This is a genomic window from Kutzneria viridogrisea DSM 43870, assembly GCF_000525635.1.
Taxonomy (GTDB): domain Bacteria; phylum Actinomycetota; class Actinomycetes; order Mycobacteriales; family Pseudonocardiaceae; genus Kutzneria; species Kutzneria viridogrisea.
This window is the reverse complement of the sequence record NZ_CP007155.1, coordinates 7,354,156-7,377,391: the sequence shown is the minus strand read 5'-3', so window position 1 is coordinate 7,377,391 and position 23,236 is coordinate 7,354,156. Positions and strand designations below refer to the sequence as shown.

Annotated in this window: 14 protein-coding genes; 9 read left to right on the top strand and 5 right to left on the bottom strand. The window is 71.0% G+C overall.

Annotated features, from left to right (window positions below):
* Positions 1-15 precede the first annotated feature (15 nt).
* The 6 genes from KALB_RS32240 to KALB_RS32220 all read left to right on the top strand — a co-directional run bounded on the left by KALB_RS32240 (position 16) and on the right by KALB_RS32220 (position 16,594).
* On the top strand, positions 16-11,157 hold the full coding sequence (locus tag KALB_RS32240; RefSeq protein ID WP_025359803.1) for a type I polyketide synthase: 11,142 nt from the start codon (positions 16-18) through the stop codon (positions 11,155-11,157).
* 14 nt (positions 11,158-11,171) lie between these two features.
* Positions 11,172-12,389: a macrolide family glycosyltransferase gene (locus tag KALB_RS32235; RefSeq protein ID WP_052360505.1), complete on the top strand. Its 1,218-nt coding sequence runs from the start codon at positions 11,172-11,174 to the stop codon at positions 12,387-12,389.
* 111 nt (positions 12,390-12,500) lie between these two features.
* A complete protein-coding gene (locus KALB_RS47110) occupies positions 12,501-12,710 on the top strand; it encodes a hypothetical protein (protein ID WP_148309745.1) in 210 nt (69 codons plus the stop codon).
* Positions 12,711-12,768: 58 nt separating this feature from the next.
* Positions 12,769-14,421 carry a glutamate--tRNA ligase gene (locus tag KALB_RS32230; protein WP_025359801.1) on the top strand — a complete coding sequence of 551 codons (1,653 nt, stop codon included), beginning with the start codon at positions 12,769-12,771 and terminating at the stop codon, positions 14,419-14,421.
* Positions 14,422-15,050: 629 nt separating this feature from the next.
* Positions 15,051-15,992 (top strand): endo-beta-N-acetylglucosaminidase H, encoded by a 942-nt coding sequence (locus KALB_RS32225; protein WP_025359800.1) that lies wholly within the window; start codon positions 15,051-15,053, stop codon positions 15,990-15,992.
* Positions 15,993-16,273: 281 nt separating this feature from the next.
* Positions 16,274-16,594: a PASTA domain-containing protein gene (locus KALB_RS32220; RefSeq protein ID WP_148309744.1), complete on the top strand. Its 321-nt coding sequence runs from the start codon at positions 16,274-16,276 to the stop codon at positions 16,592-16,594.
* Here the strand turns inward: KALB_RS32220 and KALB_RS32215 are convergent, their stop codons facing one another.
* On the bottom strand, positions 16,595-17,230 hold the full coding sequence (locus tag KALB_RS32215; protein WP_025359798.1) for a lytic polysaccharide monooxygenase auxiliary activity family 9 protein: 636 nt from the start codon (positions 17,228-17,230) through the stop codon (positions 16,595-16,597).
* 192 nt (positions 17,231-17,422) lie between these two features.
* On the opposite strand from KALB_RS32215, the gene KALB_RS32210 reads away from it, so the two are divergent.
* Both KALB_RS32210 and KALB_RS44475 read left to right on the top strand, forming a co-directional pair.
* A complete protein-coding gene (locus KALB_RS32210; RefSeq protein ID WP_025359797.1) occupies positions 17,423-17,971 on the top strand; it encodes a TetR/AcrR family transcriptional regulator in 549 nt (182 codons plus the stop codon).
* Positions 17,972-18,051: 80 nt separating this feature from the next.
* Entirely contained in the window at positions 18,052-18,939 is an 888-nt protein-coding gene (locus KALB_RS44475) for an LppU/SCO3897 family protein (RefSeq protein ID WP_025359796.1), read from the top strand.
* A 24-nt stretch (positions 18,940-18,963) separates the two neighbouring features.
* Here KALB_RS44475 and KALB_RS32200 read toward each other — a convergent pair whose 3' ends face one another.
* A complete protein-coding gene (locus KALB_RS32200; protein WP_025359795.1) occupies positions 18,964-20,727 on the bottom strand; it encodes a 3-hydroxyacyl-CoA dehydrogenase family protein in 1,764 nt (587 codons plus the stop codon).
* Positions 20,728-21,219: 492 nt separating this feature from the next.
* On the opposite strand from KALB_RS32200, the gene KALB_RS32195 reads away from it, so the two are divergent.
* On the top strand, positions 21,220-21,939 hold the full coding sequence (locus tag KALB_RS32195; RefSeq protein WP_025359794.1) for a S1 family peptidase: 720 nt from the start codon (positions 21,220-21,222) through the stop codon (positions 21,937-21,939).
* A gap of 1 nt (position 21,940) precedes the next feature.
* Here KALB_RS32195 and KALB_RS32190 read toward each other — a convergent pair whose 3' ends face one another.
* From KALB_RS32190 to KALB_RS32180, 3 genes are read right to left on the bottom strand one after another with little or no spacing between them, the layout of a single operon-like run.
* Positions 21,941-22,186: a helix-turn-helix domain-containing protein gene (locus KALB_RS32190; protein WP_025359793.1), complete on the bottom strand. Its 246-nt coding sequence runs from the start codon at positions 22,184-22,186 to the stop codon at positions 21,941-21,943.
* Positions 22,187-22,206: 20 nt separating this feature from the next.
* Positions 22,207-22,773: a TetR/AcrR family transcriptional regulator gene (locus KALB_RS32185; protein ID WP_025359792.1), complete on the bottom strand. Its 567-nt coding sequence runs from the start codon at positions 22,771-22,773 to the stop codon at positions 22,207-22,209.
* 28 nt (positions 22,774-22,801) lie between these two features.
* Entirely contained in the window at positions 22,802-23,137 is a 336-nt protein-coding gene (locus tag KALB_RS32180; protein ID WP_025359791.1) for an RNHCP domain-containing protein, read from the bottom strand.
* Positions 23,138-23,236 lie beyond the last annotated feature (99 nt).

The following is a 23,236-nucleotide window of genomic DNA, read 5'->3' as shown; positions in this document are numbered from 1 at the left end:
ACTGGAGAGGCCAGGATGGCGAACCAAGACAAGCTCCTCGACTACCTCAAGCGGGTGACCGCTGATCTGCACCAGACGCGGCAGCGGCTGCGCGAGGTGGAGGCCGGAGAGCCTGAGCCGATCGCCATCGTGGCCATGAGCTGCCGGTTCCCGGACGGGGCCGACACGCCCGAGCAGTTGTGGCGGCTGCTGTCCGAGGGCACCGACGCGATCACCGAGTTCCCCACCGACCGCGGCTGGGACCTGGACGGGCTCTACAACCCCGACCCCGACGCGCCCGGCACCTCCTACGTCAAGGAGGGCGGGTTCGTCGCTGCGGCTGCCGAGTTCGACCCGGCGTTCTTCGGCATCTCCCCACGCGAGGCCCTGGCCATGGATCCCCAGCAGCGGCTGCTGCTGGAGATCTGCTGGGAGTCCTTCGAGCGGGCTGGCATCGACCCGAACTCGTTGCGCGGCGGGCAGGTCGGCGTGTTCGCGGGCACCAACGGCCAGGACTACGGCAACCTGTTCGCATTGGCCAAGTCCGACACCGAGGCGTACCTGGGCACCGGCAACTCCGCCAGCGTGGTCTCCGGCCGGGTGTCCTACGTGCTCGGCCTTGAGGGCCCGGCCGTCACGATCGACACGGCCTGTTCCTCCTCCCTGGTCGCGATCCACCTGGCCGCGCAGGCACTGCGCTCGCAGGAGTGCTCGCTGGCGCTGGCCGGTGGCGTGACGATCATGGCCACCCCCGGCGCCTTCATCGGGTTCAGCCGCCAGCGCGGCCTGGCCCAGGACGCGCGCAGCAAGGCCTTCTCCGATGACGCCGACGGAGTGAGCTGGGGCGAGGGCGCGGGCGTGCTGCTGCTGGAGCGGCTGTCCGACGCGCAGCGCAACGGGCACCCGATCCTGGCTGTGGTCAAGGGTTCCGCCGTGAACCAGGACGGTGCCTCCAACGGCCTGACCGCCCCGAACGGCCCGTCCCAGCAGCGCGTGATCTGGCAGGCGCTGACCAGCGCAGGTCTGTCACCGTCCGATGTGGACGTCGTGGAGGCGCACGGCACCGGCACCTCGCTGGGCGACCCGATCGAGGCGCAGGCGCTGCTGGCCACCTACGGCCGTGACCGCGAGGAGCCGCTGTGGCTGGGCTCGGTGAAGTCGAACATCGGCCACACGCAGGCGGCTGCCGGTGTCGCCGGGGTCATGAAGATGGTGCTGGCGCTGCAACACGGGGTGCTGCCCAAAACCCTGCACGCCGACACACCTTCGTCCCATGTGGACTGGACGGCGGGCAACGTCAAGCTGCTCAACGAGTCCCGCCCGTGGGTTGAGAACGGTCACCCGCGCCGCGCGGGCATCTCCGCGTTCGGCGTGAGCGGTACCAACGCGCACACGATCATCGAGCAGGCACCCGCCCGCGAGGAGCAGGCCGCCGAGCGCAAGGCGCTGCCGGTGGTGCCGTGGCTGGTGTCCGGCCGTGGGGCCGAGGCCCTGCGCGCCCAGGCCGAGCGCCTGCTGCCGCTGATCGACCAGGACCCGCTCGACCTCGGCTACTCCCTGGCGACCGCGCGGTCGGCCTTCGAGCACCGCGCCGTCGCGCTGGGGCCTGAGGCGTTGCGCTCTCTCGCGGCGGGGGAGTCGGCCCCCAGCCTGATCACTGGTGTCGCCACCGAGGGGCAGCTGGCGGCCATGTTCTCCGGCCAGGGTGCCCAGCGCGCGGGCATGGGCCGGGAGCTGTACGCGGCTTTTCCCAAGTTCGCTGGATCTTTGGATGAGGTGCTGGCGCACTTTTCCACTGATCTGAAGGACGTCATGTTCGGCGACTCGGAGTTGCTGAACCAGACCGAGTACACGCAGCCCGCGTTGTTCGCGATCGAGGTCGCGCTGTACCGGCTGTTCGAGTCCTGGGGCGTCAAGCCGGACTACCTCATCGGGCACTCCATCGGCGAACTCGCCGCGGCCCACGTCGCGGGCATCCTGTCGCTGGGGGACGCGGCGAAGTTGGTTGCGGCGCGCGGAAAGTTGATGGGCGCGCTGCCCACTGGTGGTGCGATGGTCGCGATCCAGGCGACTGAGGACGAGGTTGTTCCGCATCTGACTGACCGGGTGTCGATCGCTGCGATCAACGGGCCGGACTCGGTGGTCGTTTCTGGGACTGAGGACGCGGTTGAGACTGTCGTCTCACATTTCACCGACCGTAAGACTCGTCGCCTGACGGTGAGCCATGCGTTCCACTCGCCGTTGATGGACCCGATGCTGGCGGAGTTCGGCAAGGTCGCTTCGGGGCTGACGTTCAATCAGCCGCAGATCCCGGTGGTGGGCAACACCGAGGGCGACCCGACGACTCCCGAGTACTGGGTGCGCCACGTGCGTGAGGCCGTGCGCTTCCATGCTGGCGTCGAGCACCTGCGTGCGCAGGGCGTGACGAAGTTCCTGGAGCTCGGGCCGGACGGTGTGCTGTCGGCGATGGCCGAGGGCATCCCCGTGCTGCGCAAGGACCGCGACGAGGCGCAGACCATCGTCACGGCGCTGGCCACGCTGCACGTCAACGGCGGCAAGGTCGACTGGGCCGAGTACTTCGCGGACAGCGGCGCCCGGCGGATCGACCTGCCGACCTACGCGTTCCAGCGCGAGCGGTACTGGCTGGAGACCATCGCCGGGCTGGGCGACATCCGCTACATCGGCATGCGCTCGGCCGAGCACCCGCTGCTGGGCGCCGCCGTCGGGCTGGCCGACTCCGACGGGTTCGTGCTCACCGGGCGCCTGTCGGTGCAGACCCACCCGTGGCTGGCCGACCACGTGGTCGCGGGCACGATCATCCTGCCCGGCACGGCCTTCCTGGAGCTGGCCATCCGGGCCGGTGACGAGGTGGGCTGCGACCGGGTCGAGGAGCTGACCCTGGCGGTGCCGCTGGCCCTGCCCGAGCACGGCGGCGTGCACGTGCAGGTGCTCGTCGGCGCCCCGGACGCGCAGGGCACCCGCACGGTGAGCGTGCACTCGCGGCCCGACGAGGACGGCGAGCAGCCGTGGACCCTGCACGCGACCGGCGCGCTGGGCGTCGGTCAGCGCGGTGCGGTCGTGGACGCCACCTGGCCACCCGCCGAGGCCGAGCCGCTGACCGTGGAGGGCGCCTACGACCGGCTCGCCGACGCGGGTCTGCTGTACGGACCGGTGTTCCAGGGCCTGCGGCAGGCGTGGCGGCGCGGGGACGAGGTCTTCGCCGAGGTCGCGCTGCCGGAGGAGGCCGTGGCGGAGGCCGGTCGGTTCGGCATCCACCCGGCGCTGCTGGACGCGGGCCTGCACTCCCTGGGGCTGGGCACCAGCACCGTGGGCGGCTCCGGCAGCGGGTCCACCCTGCTGCCCTTCTCCTGGAACGGCGTGTCCCTGCACGCGGCCGGTGCGAGCACGGTGCGGGTCAGCCTCGCGCCCGCCGGTCAGGACACGGTCTCCGTGCAGGTCGTCGACCCGGCGGGCACCCCCGTGCTGTCGGCGGAATCCCTGGTGCTGCGGGGCATCGGCGGCGATCTCGCCCAGCAGAGCACCAACTCGCTGTTCACGGTCGACTGGGTTCGCATCCCCGTGACGGCCCGCACCGAGACCGACGCGACGATCGTGGAGCTGGTGCCGACCGGCACCGAAGACGTTGTCGCGCAGGCACACCAGGCCGCGCACGAGGTGCTGGCCCGCCTTCAGTCCTGGTTGGACGAAGAGCAGGGAACGCTGGCGATCGTCACGAAGTTCGCGGTGGGCAACGAGGTCAGCGACCTGGTGCACGCCCCGATCTGGGGTCTGGTGCGCTCGGCGCAGGCGGAGAACCCGGGCCGGTTCGTGCTGGTCGACTTGGACGACACGCAGGCCTCCCGCGACGCCCTGGCCACCGCGATCGAGTGCGGTGAACCGCAAGTCGTTGTCCGCGAAGGAGTTGTGCACGCGGCACGCTTCACCCGCGCCACGCCGTCCACCGAAGAGGTGGACTGGAGCGGGCCGGGCACGGTGCTGATGACCGGCGGCACGGGTGTGCTGGGCCGCCTGTTCGCCCGGCACCTGGTCGCCGAGCGCGGGGTCCGCGACCTCGTACTGGCCAGCCGCAGCGGCGAACAGGCCGCTGGCGCCCAGGAACTGGCCGCCGAACTGCGCGAACTCGGCGCCGAGGTGCGACTGGCCGCCTGCGACCTGGCCGACCGCGACTCGGTGGCCGAGCTGGTCTCCGGGCTGTCGCTGATTGGTGTGGTGCACCTGGCCGGTGTGGTCGAGGACGGCATCATCCAGTCGCAGACCCCGGAGCGGCTGGACAAGGTGTTGCGCCCCAAGGTGGACGCGGTCTGGCACCTGCACGAGCTGACCAGCGGCCTGCGCGCCTTCGTGGTGTTCTCCTCGATCTCCGGCGTGGTCGGCGCCGCGGGGCAGGGCAACTACTCGGCCGCCAATGCCTTCCTGGACGCGCTCATGGCGCACCGCAGGGCCGCCGGTCTGCCCGGTCAGTCCCTGGCCTGGGGCCTGTGGGACGAGGCCAGCGCGGTCAGCGGCCACCTGGACGAGGCCGACAAGTCGCGCATCGCCCGCGGCGGTGTGCTGCCGCTGATGGCCGCCGAGGGCACCGAGCTGTTCGACGTAGCGTCCGGTGTGGACAGTGCGCTGGTCGTGCCGATGCGCACCGACCTGGCCGCGCTGCGCGCGCTGGGCGAGTCCCTGCCGCCGATCTGGCGCACGTTGGTGCCGGTGGCCCGCCGCCGCGCCGCCGAGGCCGTGGCCAAGCGGACCGGTTCCCTGCTGGGCGAGCACATCGCCGCGCTGCCCGAGTCGGAGCGGCGCGAAGCCGTGGTCGACCTGGTGCGCGGGCAGGTCGCCGCCGTGCTGGGCCACGGTTCGCTGGAGGGCATCGACCCCGAGCGGGCGTTCAAGGACCTGGGCTTCGACTCCCTGACGGCACTGGAACTGCGCAACGGGCTCAACGTGGCCACCGGGCTGCGGCTGCCCGCCACGCTGGTGTTCGACTACCCGAACACCGTGGTGCTGGCCGAGCACCTGCTCACCGAGGTCTCCGGCGTGGCGGCGGAAGTCGTTGCGGTGCAGGTGAACCGCCGCGCCGACGACGACCCGATCGTGATCGTCGGCATGAGCTGCCAGTACCCCGGCGGGGTCCGTTCGCCGGAGGACCTGTGGCGGCTGGTGGAGCGTGGCGGGGACGGCATCGCCGCGATGCCCACCGACCGCGGCTGGGACCTGGACTCGCTGTCCGGTGAGGACGGCAAGGGCGGCTCCAACTACGTGCAGGAGGGCGGTTTCCTCTACGACGCCGCGGACTTCGACCCGGCCTTCTTCGGCATCTCCCCGCGCGAGGCCATCGCGATGGACCCGCAGCAGCGCAAGCTGCTGGAGGCGTCCTGGGAGGCCATCGAGCGCGCGGGCATCGACCCGCACTCGCTCAAGGGCAGCCGCACCGGCATGTTCGCCGGGGTCATGTACCACGACTACGGCGCCCACCTGTTCGCGCTGGGCGACGGGGCCGAAGGCTATGTGGGAACGGGAACTTCCGGCAGCGTCGCCTCCGGCCGAGTGTCCTATGTGCTCGGTCTGGAAGGCCCAGCCGTCACCATCGACACGGCCTGCTCCTCCTCGTTGGTGACCCTGCACCTGGCGGCCCAGGCCCTGCGCGAGGGCGAGTGCGAGCTGGCGCTTGCCGGTGGCGTCACGATCATGTCCACCCCGAGCACCTTCGTGGACTACAGCCGCCAGGGCGCGCTGTCGGCCAGCGGCCGGTCCAAGTCCTTCTCCGCCTCCGCCGACGGCACGGGTTGGGGCGAGGGCCTTGGCATGCTGCTGCTGGAGCGCATGTCCGACGCCAAGCGCAACGGCCACCAGATCCTGGCCGTGGTCAAGGGTTCCGCGGTCAACCAGGACGGTGCCTCCAACGGCCTGACCGCCCCGAACGGCCCCTCCCAGCAGCGGGTGATCCGCCAGGCCCTGGCCAACGCCGGGCTGACCGGTGACCAGGTCGACGTGGTGGAGGCGCACGGCACCGGCACCAAGCTGGGCGACCCGATCGAGGCCCAGGCCCTGCTGGCCACCTACGGCCAGGACCACCCGGACGACCGCCCGCTGTGGCTGGGTTCGGTCAAGTCCAACCTGGGCCACACCCAGGCGGCGGCCGGTGCCGCGGGCATCATCAAGATGATCATGGCCATGCGCAACGACCTGTTGCCGATGACCATGCACGTGGACGAGCCCACCCCGCACGTGGACTGGGCCTCTGGCAGCGTCCGCCTGCTCACCGAGCCGGTCGCGTGGCAGCGCAACGGCCAGCCGCGCCGTGCGGCGGTGTCCTCGTTCGGCATCAGCGGCACCAACGCGCACGTCATCATCGAGGAGCCGCCCGCCCAGGACGCGCCCACCCCGGCGGCCCGTGCCGAGGCACCCGCGCCGTGGGTGCTGTCCGGCCGCTCGCCCGAGGCGCTGCGCGGACAGGCCGAGCGGCTTCTGTCCTATGTGGACGAAAACCCCGGGCTGGACCCGATCGCGGTGGGCCACGCACTGGTCACCACCCGCTCCTCCTTCGAGCACCGGGCCGCGGTGATCGCCGACAACCTGGCCGACTACCGCGCCGGGCTGGCCGCCCTCGCCGAGGACTCGGTCTCCGCCGCCGTGCTGCGCGGCACGGCGAAGGCCAAGGGCCGCACCGTGTTCGTCTTCCCCGGGCAGGGCTCGCAGTGGGCGGGCATGGCCCGTGAACTGCTCGACTCCGCACCGGTGTTCGCCGCGCGCATGGCCGAGTGCGACGCCGCGCTGACCGAGTTCGTGGACTGGTCGCTGATCGAGGTCCTGCGCGAGGCCGAGGGCGCGCCCTCGCTGGAGCGGGTCGACGTGGTGCAGCCCGCGCTGTTCGCGGTCATGGTGTCGCTGGCGGAGCTGTGGCGCTCCTACGGGATCAAGCCCGACGCGGTGGTCGGCCACTCGCAGGGCGAGATCGGCGCGGCCTGCTTCGCCGGTGCGCTGTCCCTGCGCGACGCCCTGCTGGTGCTCACCGTGCGCAGCACCCTGGCCCGCGAGAAGCTCGCCGGGCACGGGGCGCTGGCCTCGATCAACCTGTCCGCGGACGAGGTCGAGGCGCGGCTGGCGAACTACCCGGACCTGTCCGTGGCGGCGATCAACAGCACCGCCTCGGTCGTGGTCTCCGGGGAGATGGACCCGCTGGACGCGCTGGTGGAAGAGCTGACCGCCGAGGGCATCCGCGCCAAGAAGATCCCGGCCACCTACGCCTCGCACTCCGCGCACGTGGAGGTGGTCCGCGAGGACATGCTCGCGCAGCTGGCCGAGGTCAGCCCGCGCACGGCCACCGTGCCGATCTTCTCCACGGTGACCGGGGACTGGGTGGACGGGTCCGAGATGGACACGAACTACTGGTACGCCAACACCCGGCAGTCGGTGCTGTTCGAGCCCGCGATCCAGCAGCTGGCCAAGCGCGGTCACGACGTGTTCGTCGAGGTGAGCGCGCACCCGGTGATGACCTTCGCCGTTCAGGACACAGTGGACGGTGCGGGTCTGGACGGCGCTGCCGTCACGGGTACCCTGCGCCGCAACGAGGGCGGCCTGACCCGGTTCCTGGCCTCGCTGTCCGAACTGCACGTGCGCGGCAAGAGCCCCGACTGGACGCAGGTCTTCGGCACCGGCACGGCGCGGCGGGTCGAGCTGCCGACCTACGCGTTCCAGAAGCAGCGGTTCTGGCCCGAGCTGCCCAAGAACCTCGTCGGTGGCGACCCCGCCTCGATCGGCCTCGGCTGGGCCGACCACGCCCTGCTGGGCGCCGGGGTGGCGCTGGCGGGCACCGAGGGCTACCTGTTCACCGGGCGGCTGTCGGTGCGCACCCAGCCCTGGCTGGCCGACCACGTCGTGGGCGGCATGGTGATGTTCCCCGGCACCGCCTTCGTGGAGCTGGCCATCCGCGCCGGTGACGAGGTGGGCTGCGACCGGGTCGAGGAACTGGTCTTCGAGGCTCCGCTGGTGCTGCCCGAGCAGGGTGGCGTGCGGGTGCAGGTGGTCGTGGAGGCGCCGGACGGCACCGGCGCGCGCCCGGTGGGCATCTACTCCCGGGCCGAGGACGCGCCCGCCGAGCTGCCGTGGACCCGGCACATCGCCGGTTTCCTGGTCGCCGGGGAGCAGTCCACCCCGGCCCCGCTGGAGCAGTGGCCGCCGACCGGGGCCGAGCCGATCCCGCTGGTGGACTTCTACGCGGGCGACCCGAACGGGTTCTACAACTACGGCCCGACCTTCCAGGGCCTGCGCGCGGCCTGGCGGCACGGGGACTCGGTGCTTGCCGAGGTCAGCCTGCCCGAAGACGTTGAGCCGGACCAGTTCGGGCTCCACCCCGCCCTGCTGGACGCCGCGCTGCACTCCCTGGGCCTTGGCGTGGTGACCATTGGCGGTGAGGGCGAGAACATGTTCCCGTTCTCCTGGTCGGGGGTCTCCCTGCACGCGACCGGGGCCCGCGCGCTGCGGGTGCGGATCTCCCCGTCCGGCCGGGACGGCATCACGGTGCTGGCCGCGGACGAGACCGGTCAGCCGGTGGCCACGGTGGAGGCGCTGGTGTTCCGGCCCATGTCCACCGAGCAGCTCGCCGCGGCCCGTGCGGTCTACCACGAGTCGCTGTACCACGTGGCCTGGGCGCCGATGGCCCACACCGCGGACAGCTCCTCGGGCGTCTGGGTGGTGCTGGGTGAGGACGAACTCAAGCTGCGCCAGGGACTCGACGCCTCCGATGTGTCCATTGTGGAGTCCTACCTGGACTCGCGGGCGGTCAGCGAGGTGGTCGCGGGCGGCATCTCCAGCGTGAGCGTGCTGCTCGCGCCGAGCACGCCGGGGACCGACGCCGAGTCGGTGCACGCCGCGACACACCAGGCGCTCAAGGTGGTGCAGGACTGGCTGTCCGACGAGCGGCTGGCCGGTACCCGGCTGGCGATCGTCACCCGCGGCGCGGTCCCGGTGGACGGCGAGCAGGTGACCGACCTGGCCGGTGCCGCGGTGTGGGGCCTGATCCGCTCCGCGCAGTGGGAGAACCCGGGCCGGATCGTGCTGGTCGACCTGGACGAGGACGCCGAGTCCCACCGGGCGCTGCCCGCCGCGCTGGCCTCCGACGAACCGCAGATCGTGCTGCGCAACGGGGTTGCCCGCGCCGCGCGGCTCACCCGGGTCGCCGCGACCGACAGCGCGGAGCGGTCCTGGGACCCCGAGGGCACGGTGCTGATCACCGGCGGTACCGGTGCGCTGGGCGCGATCCTGGCCCGGCACCTGGTCACCGAGCGCGGGGTGCGCCACCTGCTGTTGGTCAGCCGCAGGGGGTCCGCACCCGAGCTGGTCGCCGAACTGACCGAACTCGGTGCCAGCGTTGAGGTCGCGGCCTGCGACACCGCCGACCGCGATGCGCTGGCCTCGGTGCTGGCGGCCATCCCCGCGGAGCGTCCGCTCACGGCGGTGCTGCACGCGGCGGTCGCCATGGACGACGGCATGATCGGGTCGCTGACCCCGGAGCGGCTGTCCACCGCGTTGCGGCCCAAGGTCGACGGCGCGCTGAACCTGCACGAACTCACCCGTGACACGCAGTTGGCCGCGTTCGTGCTGTTCTCCTCCACGGCGGGCACCTTCGGCCTGCCCGGTCAGGGCAACTACGCCGCTGCCAACAGCTTCCTGGACGCGCTCGCCGCCCAGCGGCACGCCGACGGCCTGCCCGCGCTGTCGCTGGCCTGGGGCCTGTGGGCGCGGTCGGTCACCACCGGGGACGTGGAGCAGGCCAGGGTCGGCGGTGGCGCGGTGGCGCCGATGGCCACCGGCGAGGCCCTGCGCCTGTTCGAGGTCGCGCTGGCCGGTGACCAGCCGCTGCTGGCCCCGGTCAAGCTGGACCTCGGCGTGCTGCGGACCCAGGGCGAGGTGCTGCCCAAGCTGCTGCGGGGCCTGGTGCCGCCGGCGAGGCGGTCGGCCAGCGGCGGGGGAGAGGCCGACAGCGGGGCGCTGCTCAAGCGCCTGGCCGGTCTGCCCGAGGACGAGCAGGAACAGGAACTGCTGACCCTGGTGCGGACCTACGCCGCGGCGGTGCTCGGCCACTCCGGGCCCAATGCCATCGACCCGGACCAGGGCCTCGCGGAACTGGGCTTCGACTCGCTGACCTCGGTGGAACTGCGCAACGGCCTGAGCTCCGCGACCGGGCTGCGGTTGCCCGCCTCGCTGGTGTTCGACCACCCGATGCCCAGCGACCTGGCCAAGTTCCTACGTGCGGAGTTGGCCGACAGCCTGGACTCCAGCGTCGGCACCGTGGCCGCGCAGGCCCCGGCGAACACCGGGCCCGGTGACTCCATCAGCGCCCTGTTCCACCTGGGTATCAAGCAGGGCAAGGACTTCGAGGCCTGGGAGATCCTGCGCGCCGCCTCGCTGCTGCGCCCGACCTTCAGCGCCGTGGCCGAGGCACCGCGCATCCCCAGCCCGGTCACGCTCTCGCGCGGCCCCAGCCCGCTCAAGCTGATCTCGTTCTCCTCCTACGCCGCGCTGGGCGGTGTGCACCAGTACGCCCGCATGGCGGCCCGGTTCCGCGGGGAGTACGACCTGCTCGCCACCGCCAACCCCGGGTTCGCCGAGGGGGACAGCCTGCCCACCTCGATCCCGGCCGCGGCCGAACTGCTGGCCGAGGCGATCCGCCCGCACGTGACGGACGGCCAGTTCGTCCTCTTTGGACATTCGGCGGGCGGTTTGATGGCGCACGCCACGGCGACCGTGTTGGAGGCCCAGGGCATCAACCCGGCCGCGGTGGTGATGATGGACAGTTTCCGGCCCGACGACAGCGTGGCGCTGGGTGAGGCGGGCGGCAGCATGATGAGCGGGATCCTGGACCGCGAGGAACTCGTGGGGCAGGTGGACGCGACCCGGCTCACCGCCATGGATTGGTACTTCCGGCTCAGTGGCAAGTGGGCGCCAGGGGACGTTCGGGCACCGATTCTGTTCGTTCAGGCATCCGATCCGATGGGCGGAGCGGAACAGGAAGCGGGACAGGAGAAGCTGTGGCAACCGACGTGGCGCGAAGCGCACACCACGATCGAGGTGCCCGGTGACCACTTCTCCATGGTCGAGGAGCTGGCCTCGGACACCGCGCAGGTGATGCTGGACTGGCTCGCCGCGAACACCCGCACCTCCGAGTGAACTGGGGAACACCGATGACGGAGACCTCGACGGCACGCCAGCGCGTGTCCGGGCGCCATGTGCTGATGTGGCCCTTTCCGGGCTACGGGCACGTGAACCCCACGCTTCCGGTCGTTCGGGAGCTGGTGCGCAGAGGTCACCGCGTCACCTTCGCCACCACCGAGAAGTTCGCCGCGGCGGCCGAGGCCGCGGGCGCCGAGGTGCTGCGCTACGCCTCGGCGCTGGCCGGGCGCCCGCTGCCCGAGGTGTACGACGCCGACTACCTGGCGCGGGAACCGTTGCGCGCCATGCTGGAGGCCATGGCCACCGTGCCACCGGTGGAGTCGCACTTCGCGGGCAGGGACCTGCCCGACGTCATCCTGTACGACTCCAGCACCTACGCGGCGGGCCGGGTGCTGGCCGCCAAGTGGCAGCGGTCCGCGATCCAGATGTACCCGACCTTCGCCACCAACGAGCAGTTCGGGCTGGGGGACCGGATCCGCGAGCAGTTCGCCCCGGACCTGGACACCCACCACCCGGCGCTGATCGAGTTCTTCATCTGGATGGGCGAGCTGCTCACCAGCCACAACCTCGAGCTGTCCATGGAGGAGTTCCACGCCCCCTGCCTGGACCGCAACCTGGTGTTCCTGCCCAGGTCGTTCCAGATGGACAACGAGAAGTTCGACGACCGGCACGAGTTCGTCGGGCCCTGCCTGGACGAGGAGCCCGGCGACTGGACCCCGCCCGAGGGGGACGACCCGCTCGTGGTCGTCTCGCTCGGTACCGAGAACAACCGGGACCTGGAGTTCTTCAAGGGCTGTGCGGCCGTGTTCGCCGGGCTGCCGTGGCAGGTGGTGCTGACCCTCGGCGGCCTGGACCCGGCCGATCTCGGTGAGCTGCCGCCGAACGTGCAGGCACACCGGTACCTGTCGCACACCGACGTCCTGCCGCACACCAAGGTGTTCGTCTCGCACGCGGGCATGAGCAGCACCATGCGCGGCCTGCACTACGGGGTCGCCCACGTGTTCGTGCCGCAGACCCCCGAGCAGTACTTCGTGGGCAAGCGCGGCACCGAGCTCGGGGTCGGCCGCCTGCTGACCCGTGACGAGGCCACCCCCGAGGCCGTGCGGGACGCCGTGCTCGCCGTGGCCGCCGACGAGTCGGTGTGGCGGCGGGTGGCCGAGCTGCGCGCGGAGACCCGCGCCGCCGGTGGCGCCGTGCTGGCCGCCGACATCGTCGAGGCCAAGCTCTAGCTGGCGTTGTGCCAGGAAGGTGCCGTTCATGGCGTTCAACGCCATGAACGGCACCTTCCTGACGTGGGCGCGTGGCCCGGCGGGCCTGTTCTGGGCCGGTGCCGCCGTGTCGTGAAGGTGCCGTTCGGGACATTCACCGTCGCGAAGGGCACCTTCCTGACGCCGCCGGGGCGTGCTGCGATAGGACCATTCGCTGCGTTGAGCGCAGTGAAAGCCACCTTCGCGGCGCTCGTGGCAGGCGCCCAGCATCGCGAACGGCCCCTTCAGGACCTAGGCACGGAGCGGGCCATCGCCGGACTGGCGGGCTGGAGCGCGGGCTGAGGGGGCCCGGTTGGTAGTCTCGGGGTCCGTCCACCCGTTGTTGGAGACCGTGAACCTGATGCTTGACCGCGCCGTGATCGATGCCCTGTTCCCCGCTGACCTGCCCGAGCCGGCGCACTGGGAACAGCGCTACCCGGTACGGCAGCTGCCCCAGCACGCCGAGGTCACCCGCTTCGGTCCCTCGCCGACCGGGTTCGTGCACATCGGCGGGCTCTACGTCGCGATGATCGATCGCGATGTCGCCCACCGCAGCGGCGGCTCCTACGTGCTGCGGGTGGAGGACACCGACCAGGCCCGTGAGGTGGCGGGCGCCGCGGCCCAGTTCGACAACGCCTTCAACTACTTCGGCCTGCCCGCCGACGAGCACGACGAGTCCGGTGACTACGGCCCCTACCACCAGTCCCGGCGCGAGCGGATCTACCTCACCTACGCCCGGGAGCTGCTGCGCGAGGGCAAGGCCTACCTGTGCTTCGCCACCCCGGAGGAGCTCGCCGACATCCGCGCTCGCCAGGACGCCACGAAGATGCCCCCCGGTTACTACGCGGGGTGGGCGCTGTGGCGTGACCGCGACCCCGCCGAGGTGCGGGCCAAGCTGGACGAGGGCGCCCCGTACGTGGTCCGGTTCCGCTCGCCGGGGGTCGAGGCCAGGGCCCGGTTCCGCGACGAGATCCGGGGCGAGCTGGAGCACGAGGACAACCGCAACGACGTGGTGATCCTCAAGTCCTCGGCCAACGAGGTCCGGCTGCCCACCTACCACTTCGCGCACGCCGTGGACGACCACCTCATGCGCACCACCCTGGTGATCCGCGGCGAGGAGTGGATCTCCTCGGTGCCGCTGCACCTGCAGCTGTTCGCAGCGCTCGGCTTCCCGGCGCCCCGCTACGCCCACATCGCGCCGCTGATGAAGCAGATCCCCGGCGGCAAGCGAAAGCTGTCCAAGCGCAAGGACTCCGAGGCCTCGGTGGACTTCTACATCGAGCAGGGTTTCCCGGCCGAGGCGGTGCTGTACTACCTGCGCGGGCTGGCCAACGGCCGGCTGGCCGAGGTTCCGCTGGCCGAGGCGCTGGCCTCGCCGATCCGGCTGACGGAGTGCGGTGTCGCCGGGCCGCTGGTGGACCTGGTGAAGCTGGAGGACATCTCCGCCGACCACATCGCCACCCTGTCCGGTCAGCAGATCCTCGATGCCGTGCGCACCTGGGCCGCCGACCACGACCCCGAGCTGGTGCCGGTGCTCGACGCCCGCCGCGATCTCGCCCTGGCCGCGCTGGCCGTGGAGCGGGGCGCCGACGTGCCCAACCCGCGCAAGGACCTGCGCAAGTGGTCCGGGTTCCGCGAGGCCTACGGGTTCTTCTTCCCCGAGCTGTTCACGCCGCAGGACGTGACGGGGGAGCAGTTCACCCAGCTCGGCGTGGCCCCCGACCTGGTGCGTGCGTTCGCCGCCGACTTCGCCGAGGCGTACCAGCCGCTGGAGGACTCCGGCGAGTGGTTCAACCAGATCCGTGAGCTGGCCACCAAGCACGGGTTCGCCGCCAAGCCCAAGGACCTCAAGCAGAACCCGGAGGCCTACCCGGCCGGCGGGTCCATCCGCGAGGCCTCGCAGATCATCCGGCTCGCCCTGACCGGGGCCACCCGCAGCCCCGACCTGCACGCCGTGGCCACGGCCCTGGGCACCGACGAGGTGCTGCGCCGGGTGCGAGCTGTCGCCGGCTGACCGGCTAGTGGCGCGTCGCGCATCGTTGACCTGGTATCCGGTCCGGGCCGAGGCCGCGGTGCCATGAAAGTGCCGTTCAGGACACTGGATGTCCTGAACGGCACTTTCATGACACGGCCCGCGTCGGCGGGCGTGGCTGGGTGGTCGCCGGCGAGACACGGTCAAGGTCCCGAGGCGAGCCACTAGCCGTTCGGGCGGCGGCTGCGAGGCGCGATTGCGGAGCTGGAATCGGGCCAGTTCCGCGCGCTCGCGCGGCTGGCCGCCCGGCGCGGTGATGAGCAGATCACTGCCGGCCGGCAACGGCGCCTGGACCTGACCGACTGAACGCGGTCCACCAGCTCTGGACCGCGCCGTAGCCGCTGGCTGGAGTGGTCCAGCAGCGGCCACTCGTACCGGCAGTGCCCCACGCTGCCCTCGCGCGCGTCAGGAACCTGCGGCATCGCGCATCTTGACAGAACGCAGGAACCGGGCCTATACAGTAACTATACCGGTTTAGTCAATGTGTCATCGGTGCATCCCGCGTCGATTCTGCGTGCGGTATGCGCTCCGGATACGGCCTCCGGCTGGCCCCTGCTGGTTCTCTGAACAAGTTCATGATGCCAATCCAGTCGACAGGAGTCTGATCAACGATGTTCAGGTTTGGTCGAGTCACAGCGCGGTCGAACGCGCTCGCACTACTGGCCGCGGTTGCGCTCGCGGTCGGCACGACGGCAACCACGTCCGCGGCGGCCACTGGAAACGCCACGACGGACCACACGGCCTCGCTCGCCAAGAATGGGCCGGTCTCGGTGGCCTACGTCGAGGTGAACAACAACAGCATGCTGAACGTCGGCAAGTACACGCTGTCCAAGGGCGGCGGCACTGTGTTCGACATCGGCGTCATCTTCGCCGCCAATATCAATTACGACGTCGACAAGAAGTCGGCATACCTGTACTTCAACGAGAACGTGCAGCGGGTTCTCGACAACGCGAATACCCAGATTCGCCCCCTGCAGGACAAAGGCATCAAGGTCATGTTGTCGGTGCTCGGCAACCACCAGGGTGCGGGCTTCGCCAACTTCCCGTCAAAGGAAGCCGCTGAGGCATTCGCCAAGCAATTGTCCGACACCGTAACCAAGTACGGGCTCGACGGTATCGACTTCGACGACGAGTACGCCGAGTACGGAAAGAACGGCGCCGGCGACCCGAACGACAGTTCCTTCGTCTATCTCGTCTCCGCGCTGCGCGACAGCATGCCCGACAAGCTCATCACCCTCTACAACATCGGCGAGGCGGCGTCACGGTTGTCCTACGGCGGCGTGGACATCGGGCCGAAGTTCAACTACGCGTGGAACCCGTACTACGGCACCTGGGGTGTTCCGGACATCTCGCTCCCCAAGGAGCGCCTGTCGCCAGCGGCCGTCGAGATCGGGGGGACGTCCACGAGCACCGCGGCCAGCCTCGCCCGGCGAACCGTGAGTGAGGGTTATGGCGTGTACCTGACCTACAACCTGGACGGTTCCGACCGGCACGACTACATCTCCAGCTTTACGAGGGAGTTGTACGGCAGCGAGGCTGTGTACACGAAGTAGTCGGCTGGAGTGTTGGGACCTGGCTCGTGGTCAACCCGAGCTGTCAGCTCGGGTTGACCACCCCGGTCATCGGAATGGTGCGTGTCCGGTTCGCCGCCTGTGAGCGGGACTCGCGCTCCCCAGAGCGGGACTCGCCGGGGTGTGGTCGCAGGCGGTGACTGGGCTTGGCGGGGCATCCACACGACCAGGTGGAATCCCGCGACACGGTTTTCGGCGTAGGACTTGCGCGGTACATGTGAAGTATGAAGTCACTGGGGAATGCTCGCATTGCGCTGCTGGGTGTGCTGGCAGCCGTCCTTCTCGTCGGTGCCACAACGGTTCCGGCCTCGGCCGCGCCGGTCGGCCCGCTGGCCGTGGCCTCCTGGGTGGCGCCGCAGCCCTCAGCCATGCCCGACGTGGTCGGCAAGGGCCTGTACGACGCGGAGTCCGCCGTACCGCTGGGTACCAAGATCGATCTGGTGGACGGGCTCGGGCTGGGGCGCCGGGTGCTGTGGCCCTTCAACTGGAAGGTCTGCAAGCAGGATCCCGCACCCGGCGCCGCGCTGAACTCGGGCGTGACGGTGACGCTGACCGTGGTCAAGCGCGCCGAGACATGCAAGTGATCAGCTGAACAGCACGTCCGAGCAGGAGTAGAACGCCTCACCGCTGTCCGGCCAGTGGCGCTGCCAGATCGCGTAGATCAGGTGCCGTCCGGTGCGCCCGCCGGGCAGGGTGGCGGTCAGGTGGTAGCTCTGGCCGCTCGCCGGCGGGTCGTCCTGCTTGTAGAACGGCTTGTCCTCCAGGTCCGACCACTTCAGGGGCTTGGTCGGGTCGTAGCCGGGCTTGGTCACGTACAGCTCGAAGGTCCCTTGGTGCGCGGCGGTCAGCGCGTACTCGAAGGTGTAAGTACCGCTGCTGGGCAGGTTCGTCGCGGGCCAGTCGGCGCGCGGCAGGTCCAGCCCCTTGTACTTGTCCCGGCCCGCGCTGCACAGCTTGCCGTCCGGGATGATCTCCCGGCTGCGCCCGTCGGCGTCGCCGATGTTCACCTCGTCCCAGTCGTAGAGCGGCCAGCTGTCCCCGGCCGCCACGGCCGCCTTGCAGGCGGCGGACCGCGGGTTCTCCGGTCCCTCCAGGAAGCAGGTGTAGATCCGGCTCTTCGGCGTACCCATGGAACCGTGTGCGTAGGCGGGCGCGGCGGTCAGCACCGAACTGACCGCGGCCAGTGCGGCCACCGCCGCGATGACTCGTCCTGACCCCATGGCAGGACTCCCTCCGTCAGACAGGGTTAAGAGGTCTAGACCAGAGTGGCGCGGTGCGCTGACGGGTCACCACCCGACGATCGTCGGGTGCGGTTCACAGGCTGGCCCGCTCCGGCAACGAGATCGCGGTGGATCGACCCGTATTAGACATTTGTTCAAGACTCACGTATCAGACGCATGTACCATTGGATCATGGGAAATCGCGAGAACCTGCTGGCCGGTGCGCGGCGCTGTCTGTTCGACAAGGGCTACGGGCGGACCACCGCCCGCGACATCGCCGCCACCGCGGGGGTGAGCCTGGCCGCGATCGGCTACCACTTCGGCTCCAAGGAGGCCCTGCTCAACGCCGCGCTGCTGGAGGCCGTCCGGGAGTGGGGCGACGAGCTCGCGGGCACGCTGACCGCGGTGCGGGTGGACGACCCCGCGCTGCGCTTCGAGGCGATGTGGGCCGCGGTGCTGCGCTCCTTCGAGGAGTCGCCCCGGCTGTGGGCCGTGCAGCTGGAACTGGTCGCGCACCTCGACCAGGCGCCCGGCCTGCGCGAGGCGTTCACCGAGTCCACCAGGGCCGCCCGGCTCGGGCTCGCCGAGCTGTTCGGCGCCCCCGGTGACGAGACGGTCGGCGGCTTCTACCAGGCCCTGCTCGGCGGGCTGGCGATGCAGTACCTGACCGACCCGTCCAGCACGCTCTCCGGCACCGGCCTGCTCGCCTCCCTGCGGGTCGTCGCAGGTCAGGTGAGGTAGAGGTCACTGCTTTCGCGCTGAAAGTCCGGTTCGCTCCGTGTTAGGAAGATGCGAGCTTCGTTCTTCTTCCAGGGGGGCACGTGAACGAGTACCCGGATCTGCCCAAGGCGCCGCCGATCGTCGACCCGACACCGCCGCGCCGCAGACCCACCGCGCTGCTGCTGGTCGGCGCCTTGGTGCTGGTCGCCGCGGGCGTGCTGGCCGTGGCGCAGTGGCTGCCCAGTGTGCGCGCCGACGCCGTGGGCGACTGCTACCGCGGCGACGTGGAGCAGGTGGACAGCGTGGCGCGGATCGACTGCGGGCCGGAGGCCAAGTACAAGGTGGTCGGCATCGAGAAGGACCAGAGCAAGCTCGGGCTGCAACTGGGCACGGCCTGCGAGCAGTCGCCGACCGCCGACGCCACGTTCTGGAGCGGGCGCGAGGGCGGCACCGGCACGGTGCTGTGCCTGGAGGACCTGAAGAACCCCGGCAAGCGCATGCCCGCCGTCGGCGAGTGCGTGAAGGGCAAGGCCACCCAGGGCACCGACCTGGCCAAGGTGGCCTGTGGGGCCGAGGCCGACTACAAGGTGGTCGGCATCGAGGACGCCGGGATCGTCAGCGGCCTGAGCGCGCGGTGCACGAAGTTCCCGACCTCCGCGGCCTCGGCCGTGTGGACCCGGCAGAACAAGGGCCTGTCCCGCGACAAGGTGCTGTGCCTGGAGGACGCCAAGCACCCCGGCAGCCGCAACCCGGGGGTCGGCCAGTGCGTGCGCGTCGGCGCCGAGGACAAGATGGAGGTCGTGGACTGCGCCTCCGGTGCGGACGCCAAGGTGGTCGGCAAGATCGACGACACCACGGAGATCGACCTGCTGACCAAGCGCGTCAGCGAGGTGTGCAAGCAGTGGCCGGAGGCCGACAGGTTCGGCTTCGTCGGCTTCCAGGGCAGCCTCAAGGGCAGCACCCTGTGCATGGCCACGCTCAAGCGCTAGTGCGGTGACCGGCAGCGCGCCCGATCAGTCGTAGACGCGGAAGCCGCGGCCGGTCTTGCGTCCCAGCAGGCCGGCCTGCACCAGGTCCACCAGGTACCTGGCCGGGGCCAGGGCCGGGTCGCCGAACGCCTCGTGCAGCCGGTTCTGGATGGCCAGGGACACGTCGATGCCGATGACGTCCAGCAACTGGAACGGGCCCATCGGGTAGCCGTGGCCCAGGCTCATCACGGTGTCGACGTCCTCGGTGGCCACGTGCCGCTCGGCGGCCAGGTTCACCGCGCGGTTGAGGTAGGGGAACAGCAGTGCGTTGACGATGAACCCGGCCCGGTCGGTGCAGTGCACGGGGTGGCGCCGCAGCGAGGTGGCCAGCGCGTGCGCGGTGCCCGCGACCTCCTCGGAGGTCAGGAAGGTGCGCACCACCTCGACCAGGCGCATCACCGGCGCCGGGTTGAAGAAGTGCATGCCGATGACGTTCTCCGGGCGGCTGGTCGCGGTGGCGCACTGGATCACCGGCAGGCTGGAGGTGGTGGTGGCCAGGATCGCCGAGGGCCGGGTGCGCCGGTCCAGTTCGGCGAACACCGCCCGCTTCACCTCGATGTCCTCCACCACGGCCTCGACGACCAGGTCGCAGTCGGCCAGCGCGGACAGGTCGGAGGTGCCCTCCAGGCGGCCCATCGCCTCGGTCAGTTCCTCGGCGGTCAGCTTGCCGCGCCGCACCCCCCTGTCCAGTGAGCGGTCCACAGTGGACAGTGCTTCCTTGGCCTTGGTCTCGGTGCGCGCGGCCAGCAGCACCGGGTAGCCCGCCCGCGCGCACACCTCGGCGATGCCCGAGGCCATCGTGCCCGAGCCGACGATCCCGATCCGGCCGATCGGCCGTCCCTGCGGCAGCGGCCTGCGGTCCACGCCGAGTTCCGGCACCGGCGTGTCCCCGTCGTAGCGGTAGAAGCCGCGCCCGCTCTTGCGTCCCAGCAGGCCCGCCCGCACCATCCGGCTCAACAGCGGGGTCGGCTCGTAGTCCTTGTCGCCGGTCTGCCGGTGCACCGCCACCAGGCTGTCGTGCACCGAGTCCAGGCCCATCAGGTCAAGCTGCGCCAGCGGCCCGACCGGCAGCCCGCAGCCCAGGGTCATCGCCGCGTCGATGTCGTCCCGGCTGGCGTAGCCGCGCTCGTAGGTCGCCGCCGCGTTGTTCAGGTACGCCAACAGCAGTGCGCCGCCCAGCGCGCCCGGCCGGTCGCCGACCCGCACCGCGGTCCGGCCCGTGCCCCGCACGAGCTCGCGCACCGCCAGGTACACCGAGTCCTCTGTGACGGGGGTCCGCACCAGTTCGAACCCGCCGCCGGTCACCGTGCGCTCCGGGTCGCCCACCTGGAGACCCACCACCCGCGACATGCGGCCCGAGCCCGCTGCCAGCTCCGTCACCGACAGGCCCAGCGTGGTCGTCACGAACACCGTGTCAGGACCGCACAACTCGTGCGCCAGACGCAGCACCTCGGTCTTGGCCGCCAGTGAGTCCGGCACCGCCTCGATCACCAGGTCGGCCGAGCGCACCAGGTCCAGCTGGATCGTGTAGCCCACGTTGTCCAGGGTCGTCCGCACGTCCGCACCCTGCGGGGTCGCCAGCTGGGCGGCTCTGCGCACCCGGTCGCGGCCGTGCCGCAGCGAGGTCGGGTCCTGCTCCACACCCATCACCCGGTGGCCGTGCCTGGCCAGCAGGGCCGTCAGCGCCGCCCCCGTGGCCCCCAGGCCGATCACCCAGATGTTGGTGAACTCCGGCGTGTCAGTAGGCACCGCGCATCCCCTCGTCGGTCCGACATACCCCCGCCCGCGACCATGCTCCCCGCTCCCGGTGCCGACAACCCCTAATCGGACCCCTACGCCGCTGGTCATATCGATAATGATCGGTTCCGTAGCGGGGGCGGGGGCGGCCGTGGCGTGAAGGTGGCCTTGCGGGCGTTGGGCGTCCTGAACGGCACCTTCATGACACGGCCGGGATGGGGCGCTGCCCTGTTTCGGTCGTCTGCGCCAAGTGCGCGCCCGAGGTGCCCGGGGCGGTGGCCGCCGTGCCGTGAAGGTGGTCCTGGGCGGGCGTCCAGTGTCCCGAACGGCACTTTCATGACACGACTGTCACGGGTCGGACAAACAGGTCAACCGTGAACATCCCCCTCCTTTCGTATGTGGTCGCGCCCACAGCCCGCTGCGAGGCTGGCACTCCCTGCACACCGGCCGCGTTCCCTGACGTGGCCGGGGTTTCGCCCACCCTGCCGATGGAAAGAAGTCCACATGCGCAAGCTCGTGTTGGCGACCCTGGGCGCCTGCGCCGCCCTGTTCGCCCTGTCCACGCCGGTGGCCGCGGTCGCGGCGCCGACCAGCCCCGCCCAGCCCAGCATCATCGGCGGCCACAACGCCACCGAGACGTACTCGTTCATGGTGTCGCTGAGCAACGGCTGCGGCGGCAGCCTGGTGGCCCCGCAGTGGATCGTGACCGCCAACCACTGCGGCAGTGCCTCCTCCGGGCGCATCGGCTCCACCAACAAGAACTCCGGCGGCGAGGTCGGCCGCATCGACCGGCGCATCACCAAGCCGGGCACCGACCTGACCCTGATGCACCTGTCCAGCGCCGCCCGCGCCACCCCGGTCCCGATGGCCAGCAGCAACCCGGCCTCCGGCAGCGCCGCCCGGCTGATCGGCTGGGGCTGCATGAGCTGGCCGAACTGCACGCAGTCGGCCACCCTCCAGGAGATCGACCTGAAGGTGCTGCCCAGCAGCTCCTGCCGTGCGGGCGGTGGCGGCGCGCAGGACGTGTGCATCTCCGGTGACCGCGCGCACTCGGCCTGCCACGGCGACTCCGGCGGCCCGGCCATCGTCGGCTCGCGCGGCAACTGGACCCTGGTCGGCGAGACGCACGGCCCCGGCGACAACGGCGGCGAGTGCGCCACCAGCACGCTCTACACCGGTATCGCCCAGCACCTGTCCTGGATCCGCCAGCAGATCGGCAGCTGAGTCAGGACACCCTGCGCGGCAGCACAACCGTGCCCGACTGCGCCGTCACCACCTGGGTCCCGGTGGTGACGGCGCGGCGGTGCTCCTGCGGGCTCATCCCGTGCACCCGCTTGAACGCCGTGCTCAGCGCGAAGGAACTGCCGTAGCCCACCTGCCTGGCCACCGCGCCGATCGTGGCGTCGGGCTCGCGCAGCAGGTCGGCGGCCAGCGCCAGGCGCCACCCCGTCCTGGCGCGGGCCATCTCCACCCCCTGAACCCAAGGCATTTTCATGACACGTCCGCCAGCAGCTTGTCCACCAGGTGCCGGGCGTAGTCCTCGTCCAGCGGGCGCGAGTCCATCAGCACCCGGAAGTACATCGGCGCGAGCAGGCGCTCCAGCACCTCGTCCACGGTGGGCGGCCGTTCCCCTCGATCGGCCGCCCGCCGCAGCATCCGCTCCACGTTCTCGTAGCGGTCGCGCAGGAACTCCTCGCGCAGCGCGCGGTCGCCGTCCCGCTCGGGCATGGCGATCACCACCGAGCGCAGGAACAGCACGCCCTCCGGTGAGGTGATGTCCCGCGCGGCCTTGGCCGCCCAGGCGCCGAGGTCCCCACGCAGCGAGCCGGTGTCGGGGATCGGCGAGTCGGTGTTCAGCCGCTGCATGGTCATGTCGGTGACCACGGCGTCCAGGCTGCCCCACCGCCGGTACAGGGTGGCCCGGTTGACGCCCGAGCGCTCCGCGAGGTCGGACAGGGTCACCTCGCCGACCCCGCGCTCGCGCACCAGCTCGTCCATCGCGCGCAGCACGGCGGCGCGGACCTTGGCGCTGCGCCCGCCGGGTCGTTTCTCGGCCATGCCCCAGCTTAGCGCAACGACTGTCGCGTTAGCGCCCCGGGATCGGCCGCCCGAAGTACTTCAGCACCTCGGCGGTCGCGTCCCGCGCGGTCGTCTTGTTCCTGCGGGTGTGCCCGCACCGCCCGCAGCGCTGCACCACGAAGTAGGCGTCCCGCTCCATGCCCGCGGCCACCGGGGTCATCAGCCCGCCGCAGTCGGCGGCCCGGTCGCCCGGCTCGACGTCCACGTGCTTGGAGTGCAGGCAGGCCGGGCAGTGGTTGGTGTAGCCGTTGCCGCGCACGTGCCGCCCGCAGTGCTCGCAGTCGAAGTCCTCCACGCGCCGGGTGAACCGCCGCCCCGGGGACGCGGCATCACTGGACGGCACGGGCTGCTCCTCTCGGCGGGCCCTCCAGTCTAGGCATTGCCGTAGATCGTCATGCCCGCGAGATACCCCCCCACCCTCACTGGTGGCCACCGATGAGTT

Excerpts from the sequence above, each read along its gene's own strand:
- KALB_RS32215 (WP_025359798.1), bottom strand. The coding sequence starts at position 17,230 with ATGGGGTCAGGACGAGTCATCGCGGCGGTGGCCGCACTGGCCGCGGTC.
- KALB_RS32230 (WP_025359801.1), top strand. The coding sequence starts at position 12,769 with ATGCTTGACCGCGCCGTGATCGATGCCCTGTTCCCCGCTGACCTGCCC.
- KALB_RS32225 (WP_025359800.1), top strand. The coding sequence starts at position 15,051 with ATGTTCAGGTTTGGTCGAGTCACAGCGCGGTCGAACGCGCTCGCACTA.
- KALB_RS32240 (WP_025359803.1), top strand. The coding sequence starts at position 16 with ATGGCGAACCAAGACAAGCTCCTCGACTACCTCAAGCGGGTGACCGCT.
- KALB_RS32195 (WP_025359794.1), top strand. The coding sequence starts at position 21,220 with ATGCGCAAGCTCGTGTTGGCGACCCTGGGCGCCTGCGCCGCCCTGTTC.
- KALB_RS32185 (WP_025359792.1), bottom strand. The coding sequence starts at position 22,773 with ATGGCCGAGAAACGACCCGGCGGGCGCAGCGCCAAGGTCCGCGCCGCC.
- KALB_RS32210 (WP_025359797.1), top strand. The coding sequence starts at position 17,423 with ATGGGAAATCGCGAGAACCTGCTGGCCGGTGCGCGGCGCTGTCTGTTC.
- KALB_RS32235 (WP_052360505.1), top strand. The coding sequence starts at position 11,172 with ATGACGGAGACCTCGACGGCACGCCAGCGCGTGTCCGGGCGCCATGTG.